A 6899-nucleotide genomic window follows, 5' to 3' on the forward strand; every position below is an offset into this window, starting at 1 on the left:
GGCCAGCGCCGCCAGTTTGCGTCGAATGGTGGCCCCGGCCAGGCTCCGGGTTTCCAGCTGGGCGCGCCAGGCCAGGACGTGCCCGCGGGTCACTGCGCGGAATTCCTCGGCGACGGTGAGCCCGACAAAGCTGCAGAAGTCCGCCAGGTCGATTTGGTACGCGCGTCGGGTGCGCGGGTTGTCGATATTGGCGAACCATTCCGCCGCTGCCGGCACGCTGGACAGCTGCTGGAATTCGGCTACGGATAGACGGCGTTCTCCATCTATGTGGGGGATCAGTCCTTGAGGCATGGGCCGTACTCCGCTTCCATTTTGGCTTTAATGGCCGGCCATTCCGGCGAGGCTTTCAGTTCCCGAATCAAACGCTCGTGTTCCGGCTCCGGCACCAGGTGCTGCCAGCGTTTTTTCGCTTCAGCCAATTCGCCGCAACGCAGTTGATCCTCAATGGAGGCGCCGGCAGCCGCAAACCGCTTACGTGTTCTTTCCCAGTAAGGGTCCATATGTCCGTACTGATGTATGGGCACAATAGGGATTTGGTAGGTCGTCCACAGGTTCCACAACGCGGATAGCCCTATCCCCTTCCGTCTGTGCGCACCCTCTATTTCAATCATGTAGATATACAGGCGATCGCCCAATGGATTCACGCCGTAATGCACGTAACCGACGCGCTGGCCGCAAGCGTGGATGCCTGCGTCGTAGTCGGTACCTGGATGAACAAAACTGCCGGGGTAGATCCGAGAGTTTTCTGTTACCAGGTGAACGGTCGCTGAAAGCTCATTCAGATTTTTGGCGGCGCGCCGATGAAAAAAATCGCGCATCGGCTCGAAAATCGACATACGGCCACCCCTGCTGAAAAGTCGTGATAACGTATTTTATCACGACTTATTGAGTTTGCGGACTGGACACCTATATCAGTCATACCGTGATTAATAACTGGATTATGTCCACACGATGACTGCTAGATAAAAAATAGTTTTTTGGCCACGCACAGCACCGCCCTCCCCTCGTGTCCTTCACCTTGCGGTTCATGACTCGTGGAAAATGGCGAGCGTGTTTGATTTTGGCGAAGTGATTTTGATAAGTCCCCTTCCCGGGCGTGGAGCTGATGAAGTGCCTACACATCACCGCGGAAGGTTTACACTAACAATCGTGATTACGTATGCAGTAGACAGTGACGAACCAGTGCCTTTTCGACGCTTTGTTTATCCCGCAGCACCAGTGCAACGACAATCGCCTGGTCCGCCTCCACGATCTCGTAGAACACCCGGTATCCATCGGTGTTGAGTTCACGGTAATGCAGGATGCCCAGCTCGCTGGCTTGAGAGCTGATTGGGTAGCCCAACGGGGTGGATAAAAGCTTTTTCTGAAGGACGTCGATCACAGTGTCTAGCCGATGGAGGGCGTAGTCGAGGCTGTGATACTCGGCCAGATGCTCGACCTGGTCTTCGATGCTCTGTTGTGCAATTTCGGTGTAGCGGATTGTCAGTGTTGTCATTTAGATCTCCATTTTATTTGTGGGCAAACCTCCTGCTCATGCGGGCTTTCAGCTCATCAGTCGAACAATGCTTGCCTTGGGCATACTGGCGAGAGCTCATGGCCAGTAATTTCACCAGGGCTACCGTTTCATCGCGGCGCTTATGCTCGGCATAAGACTCCACAACGTATGCTGGTACACCGTTTTGCGTGACGACCATTGGCTCATCTAGAGGCAGGTCGGATGCGTATTTTTTTAAAAAGCTAACTGTTTCAACTCGCATGAGTGAAACCTCCTACTTGTGACGCCGCACCATCTGCGGCGCCTCTCAACTTGGATATACCCTGGGCCAAGACGCTGCTCAGAATTCCTAACGCTTAGTATGCAGAGCGAAAAATGCCCTGCCGAACCCATTATACACCAAATTAAGTCTATAAAAAGACCGATTAGCGACATTGTCGTATATGAAGGTGTCAAGTCTTAATTATCTCCTTTTTTCCGTCGCCAGCTCTCGCATCAAGGCTGCCAATGCACGTTTGAGCGTTTCGCCTAATGGCTGATCGATCACGTCAGCTACGCGGTACAGCTCATCCTTGGTTTCCTGTTCACCTTTAATGTTGATCTGAACGTTGCGTCCAGTTTTGAAACGGCGCCTCGACCGCTCCACAGGAACAGGTAAAGGGTCAGCCTGGCGCCCAACAAACCCAAGCTCATTCGCCATCTGCTCAACTTCTGCGTTGCTTTGCTTGGTCTTTTGCTCGGTGAAGGCTTTAGGCTCAAAACTTTTCAAGCTATCGAGTGGATCTACGCGGCTCATGATGCGCTCCCTTCCTGGGAATCGGTGGTGATTCTAGCGATCAGCTCCCGTGCGAAGGCCTCAGCGTTCTCTATAGCCTTGCCGACATTAGACACTTCCTCTTGGGGCAGCAGTTCAAGCGGTAGACGGTATGAAAACGTGAAGGAACCTGCCCCCGATAGACTGAGGGGCCTGCAACCAACCCGGAGCCCTATATGTATCGTGCCTTGGCACGACGTACCGAGTGATCGAGCGGGAGTTGGGTGAGGTATGCGGAATCTGGTCGGTGTCGTGGCTATAATCTGAATTGAGGCGACTCATTCCCGCGTTACGCGACGCAAACTGATCAAGGATTGACCTATGAAGATGCAGTCGTTGGTGCTTGCCGTTCTTCTTTCATTAAATGCGGCTGCGGCAGTGGCTCAATCGGACATACCGCCACCGCCACCTCCCCCAGAGTTGGACAGTCTTCCACCACCGCCTCCACCTGAGCTTGCGCCGGCCGACTCAAACATATTCGACAACGTGAGCCGTGGGTACGATCACTTTGAGCCAATCCAAGAGTCCCATGACTTTGGACCGGAGCTCGACAACGACAGAGGTGAGGTTGAGATACTTACTTTGGACCAAATTCCGCAGGACATGATTGATGCTGCTGAGAATCCTACTGGAGTACCCGACCGCGATGAGTAACTGTTAAGGGAAAACGCCATGGAATCCAACGCACGCCGGATCAACGCTGTAATGCCGCTGGTGAACCTCGACGGGCGCACCTACACCGGGTGCGTAGATAAGGATTTGTGGTCTTTGGTGAACCCTCCTAGCTTGTTCTACCGGGACCGTGGCGGGTACGAGTCAAGGCGCGTTATGCGCCCAGGTCCGAAGCTGGAAAAGGTTAAAGCCATGCTGATCGAGGCCGCTAAAGCCACTGACCAGCGCGACATGCGCAGTTAGAAGGGAAAGTCGCTGTACCACCAAGCCCAGCCGTCAAACGTTGGGCAAGGTCAGTAGAGGCACACCGGGATAGCTGGAGTGCGCAGTGAGGGAAATCAACGATGAAAATCACACTGAACTCAATGCTTCTTGCGGTATATATCGCCGCAGCTCCGATGGCGGCGGTGGCTAGCGACTTGCCAACGCCATCAACAGAAAAGGAAATGGCGGATCAGCTTGTTTCATGGTCTGCCGGCTTCTGTAAGGCTATGGAAGAAAAGCAAGGCATGGACTTCGTGGCGTGCTTCAAGCGCGTTACCGACAAGGCAATAGCTGGCCTTGAACAAGAGTCACAAGTACAGACTAATGCTTATCAAAAAATGCACACAGGGGAGGGCGAAAGCGGTGGTGGGGTTCCGCCCGGACCATCTGATGTGCCTAAAGGATTTGGCACATATCCGGGCAAGTAGGAAAAAGCTCAGCTGCACCCTAAAGCCCTGGCCTAAAAACCGGGGCCGAGGACGTAGAAAAGTCCTTTCCCCAATAGGCAGGAGTTTCAAGATGCAGCACGTAGGCGATTTGATTGTTACCGATACGAAAGAGACTTCTGGTCTAGTTACTGGCACCACTTACGTGCGCGCTGGCGGGGTTTTGATTGCCCGTGGACAGCTTTCAGGCGGGTTAATTATCGAAGCTGGCGGCCACGCCATCGTCCATGGCCAGGTTTCTCGCAATGTGTTGAATCAGGGGACGCTTGAACTGCTAGGCCAGGTGTCAGGCAAGGTTATTGGGAATCCGCCGATCAACCCAGTAAAGCCGGTTCAAATCGTCGGTACTGATCTTGAGGTTCAGTTTCGTGGCAAGACCACCTCATGGACGTACACCGGGTAGTTCGAGGAATTCACCCATGAGTAACGAACAAGAGGAACCCAGTCTGAAAGCGGAATTGGAGCAGCGTTTCGCGCTGGAGGAAGTTTTCGCAGCAGGTCAGGGCGTAGTTACTATTTCGCCTGATATGACCGATCAGCAAATGCTTGTCCTCATCAAATCCGCCTTTCTCTGGAACAGGGGCAAAGCGTTCAAAGTTGTACCTCCAGCTTACAAGCCCGAGTAGAAGGGAAAAGAAAGCTATGAAACGGATTTTTGCATCAACGTTCGTCCTCACTCTTGCAGCTCTTTTGAGTGCATGCGCAATCCCATACGAAACCCCGGAAGCACGCGCCAATATAGAACGCGATCTGAAGCTCAACTCAGATGATATCGTCTCCATATCGCAAATCAATTGGTGTTTATTTCCCTATGGTGATCTGAACGTGTGCCAGCCTAGGAACGGCCTGGGTGTAGTGACCAAGACCAATCTAGTACTAGCATATTTTAAAGGCGGCATGTATGAGAGCGCTGTAGTCATCAACACCAGCGACATTCAATGTGTACACATGCAAAATGGAAGAACCGAGGCCGGTGATTTTTACGTATTCACTGAGCCTTATGCCGCACTGCTGAGGTTAGTCCCCATAACTGGTGCCTTAGCACTCGAAAAGAAGGACCAGTTTCTGAGTGTACTGGCACCTCCAAGCACTGAAACCTTCACGGGTGTGCAAGGGAATTTTATTCAGGATACAGGGCGTAAGAATTATTCTGCTTTGGCTGTACCAGGAGGAAGCTATGTGGGGACTAGCAAGAGCACTATGCAGATTATTAATCCGTGCACGAAGGGAAGAACTGCACAATGACTATCGAAACACATCGCGACTATCCGCAACCCATAACGTGGGATCAACCTCGACGACGCACCTGTTTCCGTTGCCCCTCCTGGCCCGCTCATGTCACAGCCACCCCGATTGATTGGCGTGCGAGTGTTCGGTAGACGGTCGGCCTTGATATGGAAAACAGCATGCAAATCAAAGTGAGAGAGGGGGACGTGTTCCCGCTAAATCGGTCGCAACAGGTCTGGTGGGGAGATAGCCCGGAGGTGATGCAGGTTGCTCGTTTTGCGGGTCAGTAAATGATGGCCATCACCGATGATGCAGGGGCTTTCGAGTTGGATTACTTGGGCCATATCGGCAGCGGATTTGCCAGCATCGAGGACGCAAAATCAGCCGCGCCGGAGTTCGCTCGCGCTGTGCTGGAGCGCCTGCGCAATCTCATTCAAGACGTGTAGGGAAACGCCCAGGTACGCCTAAGCCCAGCCATCGAGCTGGGCTGCGGCAGTAGAGAGGGATGCTATTCGCTACCCAGGATTTAGCAGGAAAAATCCGATCTGGTCGAACTACAAACGGTATACGGTTTCCAGTCCTTCACCATGAGGCATTACCGGCAAGTCGCTCAATGACTGACTGAACTGGCCATGCAAACCGACAAAGGCATTGTATTGGTCAACGCTTTGATTGAGCGCCTACGACAGCAGTCGATCATTCTGCCGGCTCTCAACGCCGTTGAACGGGTAGGCGCCGAAGCGGCCACCCGCGCTAACCGTCGTATCCACGAAGCGCTGTCCGAGCCGTTATCGAACGTGCATCGACGTCGCCTTGATGATCTGTTGAAGCGTCGAGACAACGGAAACCGCCACAATGAGCTGGAGCGAAACCGCTGAAGCCAACCGCCTGCGCAAACTTGCCGAGCTGCAAGAAAACTTGGAGCTAGCCGTGCAGGCGCGGAGAGCTGATGTTGGTGGAGCGGTTGCTGCGGACGCCCCACATAAAACAACACCGGCTCGGGGCCGGTGTCAGGTGTCAGGTGTCAGGTGTCAGGTGTCAGGTGAATACTGTATCTGTACAAATTTTGCGATGACCTGCGCGCTCAGATCGATTGAGTAGTTCATTTGTACTATTGTCTGAAAATAAAAGTTCGCAGAATGTAGTCTACACCTATTCCAATAGGTATGAGTCTGCAAGCTCAACTCAAGATATATAAAATTTGACATAGAGAATTATCAATGTAATTCGACCTGAAAAAACCAAGAGGACTGAATGAGATGAAAAAAGTTTCCACGCTTGACCTGTTTTTCGTTGCGATCATGGGTACTTCGCCGGCTGCTTTCGCCGCCGACCTGATCGACGTGTCCAAACTTCCCGGCAAAGTTGCCCAAGGCGCGCCCGCGCCGGTTAGCCTGCAAGCGGAGTACGGTAGCGACTACGGTCCGCTGATCGCCTGCAGCTCCTCGAAGACATCCACGGTCCGAGGGGTGGACGACGTGGGGGATAGCTGCACATCCACGGTCCGAGGTTGAACGCGGCGGGACGGCTCGACGATATGTCCCTGGGGATCGAGTGTCTGCTCTGCGAGGATCAGGCGCTCGCCCGCGACATGGCTGTACGCTCGATCAGTTGAACCAGGAGCGCACAAGGCCATTGAGCAGGGAATTCAGCGTGAAGCGCATGCGCAGCTCAAGGAACTGTCTGTGGGGCAGATGCTCAGACGACAGCGCAGCAGTCCACGGAAAAATCGATTATGTATGTATCCGGCTGGTCGCTAAGCGACGGTGAGGATGGGCAGAACGGCTGCCTGTAACACGATAGTAAGAAACAGTTGCAGGAGCGCCCAAGCCCCCGTCATAACGCTGGGCCTCGTCAGTAGGAAGGACACCGATTGTACAACGACTTCGCTCACGCCGATGTACAGCCGATCATCTCTCAACCACAACACTGAACTGGCCTAATGAATTTGGACACATCAATAGGGCGCTATGATGGCGCC

The 6899-nt window shown here is 53.4% G+C and carries 13 protein-coding genes and 2 pseudogenes; 10 read left to right on the top strand and 5 right to left on the bottom strand.

The genetic code is table 11. The features are described 5' to 3' along the window. The 5 genes from E4P01_RS11680 to E4P01_RS11700 all read right to left on the bottom strand — a co-directional run. A partial coding sequence (locus E4P01_RS11680) for a site-specific integrase (protein ID WP_248130017.1) occupies positions 1-291 on the bottom strand: 291 nt, incomplete at its 3' end. After that, complete coding sequence (locus E4P01_RS11685; protein ID WP_248130019.1) at positions 276-836, bottom strand: N-acetyltransferase; 561 nt, start codon at positions 834-836, stop codon at positions 276-278. The genes E4P01_RS11685 and E4P01_RS11680, both read right to left, overlap by 16 nt. A 317-nt stretch (positions 837-1153) precedes the next feature. Continuing rightward, a complete protein-coding gene (locus E4P01_RS11690) occupies positions 1154-1495 on the bottom strand; it encodes a type II toxin-antitoxin system RelE/ParE family toxin (protein ID WP_216091866.1) in 342 nt (113 codons plus the stop codon). Between the two features lie 13 nt (positions 1496-1508). Continuing rightward, positions 1509-1757 (bottom strand): type II toxin-antitoxin system Phd/YefM family antitoxin, encoded by a 249-nt coding sequence (locus E4P01_RS11695; protein WP_216091867.1) that lies wholly within the window; start codon positions 1755-1757, stop codon positions 1509-1511. Between the two features lie 201 nt (positions 1758-1958). Continuing rightward, entirely contained in the window at positions 1959-2291 is a 333-nt protein-coding gene (locus tag E4P01_RS11700; RefSeq protein ID WP_216091868.1) for a stability/partitioning determinant, read from the bottom strand. A 339-nt stretch (positions 2292-2630) separates the two neighbouring features. On the opposite strand from E4P01_RS11700, the gene E4P01_RS11705 reads away from it, so the two are divergent. The 10 genes and pseudogenes from E4P01_RS11705 to E4P01_RS11750 form a co-directional block, all read left to right on the top strand. Further along, positions 2631-2963 (top strand): hypothetical protein, encoded by a 333-nt coding sequence (locus E4P01_RS11705; RefSeq protein WP_216091869.1) that lies wholly within the window; start codon positions 2631-2633, stop codon positions 2961-2963. An 18-nt stretch (positions 2964-2981) separates the two neighbouring features. Next, on the top strand, positions 2982-3224 hold the full coding sequence (locus E4P01_RS11710) for a hypothetical protein (protein WP_216091870.1): 243 nt from the start codon (positions 2982-2984) through the stop codon (positions 3222-3224). A gap of 101 nt (positions 3225-3325) precedes the next feature. Further along, complete coding sequence (locus E4P01_RS11715; protein ID WP_197880951.1) at positions 3326-3673, top strand: hypothetical protein; 348 nt, start codon at positions 3326-3328, stop codon at positions 3671-3673. 91 nt (positions 3674-3764) lie between these two features. Beyond that, complete coding sequence (locus E4P01_RS11720) at positions 3765-4094, top strand: hypothetical protein (RefSeq protein WP_216091871.1); 330 nt, start codon at positions 3765-3767, stop codon at positions 4092-4094. Positions 4095-4110: 16 nt separating this feature from the next. Next, a complete protein-coding gene (locus tag E4P01_RS11725) occupies positions 4111-4317 on the top strand; it encodes a hypothetical protein (protein WP_216091872.1) in 207 nt (68 codons plus the stop codon). 16 nt (positions 4318-4333) lie between these two features. After that, positions 4334-4936, top strand: a complete 603-nt coding sequence (locus tag E4P01_RS11730; protein WP_216091873.1) for a hypothetical protein — start codon at positions 4334-4336, stop codon at positions 4934-4936. Between the two features lie 272 nt (positions 4937-5208). Beyond that, positions 5209-5364: a hypothetical protein gene (locus E4P01_RS11735; protein WP_197880954.1), complete on the top strand. Its 156-nt coding sequence runs from the start codon at positions 5209-5211 to the stop codon at positions 5362-5364. 99 nt (positions 5365-5463) lie between these two features. Then, positions 5464-5763: pseudogene (locus E4P01_RS11740) on the top strand (DUF4158 domain-containing protein); the annotation flags it as partial. Between the two features lie 414 nt (positions 5764-6177). Then, on the top strand, positions 6178-6432 hold the full coding sequence (locus E4P01_RS11745; protein WP_197880957.1) for a hypothetical protein: 255 nt from the start codon (positions 6178-6180) through the stop codon (positions 6430-6432). Continuing rightward, positions 6420-6615, top strand: a pseudogene (locus E4P01_RS11750) (single-stranded-DNA-specific exonuclease RecJ); the annotation flags it as partial. The gene E4P01_RS11745 and the pseudogene E4P01_RS11750, both read left to right, overlap by 13 nt. Between the last annotated feature and the right edge of the window lie 284 nt (positions 6616-6899).

Origin of the sequence: Pseudomonas sp. NCIMB 10586, from assembly GCF_023127895.1 — a bacterium.
GTDB classification, from domain to species: Bacteria; Pseudomonadota; Gammaproteobacteria; order Pseudomonadales; family Pseudomonadaceae; genus Aquipseudomonas; species Aquipseudomonas synxantha_A.

Bases quoted from the DNA above. Each gene is read 5' to 3' on its own strand.
- E4P01_RS11735 (WP_197880954.1), top strand. From the start codon at position 5,209: ATGATGGCCATCACCGATGATGCAGGGGCTTTCGAGTTGGATTACTTG.
- E4P01_RS11700 (WP_216091868.1), bottom strand. From the start codon at position 2,291: ATGAGCCGCGTAGATCCACTCGATAGCTTGAAAAGTTTTGAGCCTAAA.
- E4P01_RS11685 (WP_248130019.1), bottom strand. From the start codon at position 836: ATGTCGATTTTCGAGCCGATGCGCGATTTTTTTCATCGGCGCGCCGCC.
- E4P01_RS11705 (WP_216091869.1), top strand. From the start codon at position 2,631: ATGAAGATGCAGTCGTTGGTGCTTGCCGTTCTTCTTTCATTAAATGCG.
- E4P01_RS11690 (WP_216091866.1), bottom strand. From the start codon at position 1,495: ATGACAACACTGACAATCCGCTACACCGAAATTGCACAACAGAGCATC.
- E4P01_RS11745 (WP_197880957.1), top strand. From the start codon at position 6,178: ATGAAAAAAGTTTCCACGCTTGACCTGTTTTTCGTTGCGATCATGGGT.
- E4P01_RS11720 (WP_216091871.1), top strand. From the start codon at position 3,765: ATGCAGCACGTAGGCGATTTGATTGTTACCGATACGAAAGAGACTTCT.
- E4P01_RS11730 (WP_216091873.1), top strand. From the start codon at position 4,334: ATGAAACGGATTTTTGCATCAACGTTCGTCCTCACTCTTGCAGCTCTT.
- E4P01_RS11710 (WP_216091870.1), top strand. From the start codon at position 2,982: ATGGAATCCAACGCACGCCGGATCAACGCTGTAATGCCGCTGGTGAAC.
- E4P01_RS11725 (WP_216091872.1), top strand. From the start codon at position 4,111: ATGAGTAACGAACAAGAGGAACCCAGTCTGAAAGCGGAATTGGAGCAG.
- E4P01_RS11715 (WP_197880951.1), top strand. From the start codon at position 3,326: ATGAAAATCACACTGAACTCAATGCTTCTTGCGGTATATATCGCCGCA.
- E4P01_RS11695 (WP_216091867.1), bottom strand. From the start codon at position 1,757: ATGCGAGTTGAAACAGTTAGCTTTTTAAAAAAATACGCATCCGACCTG.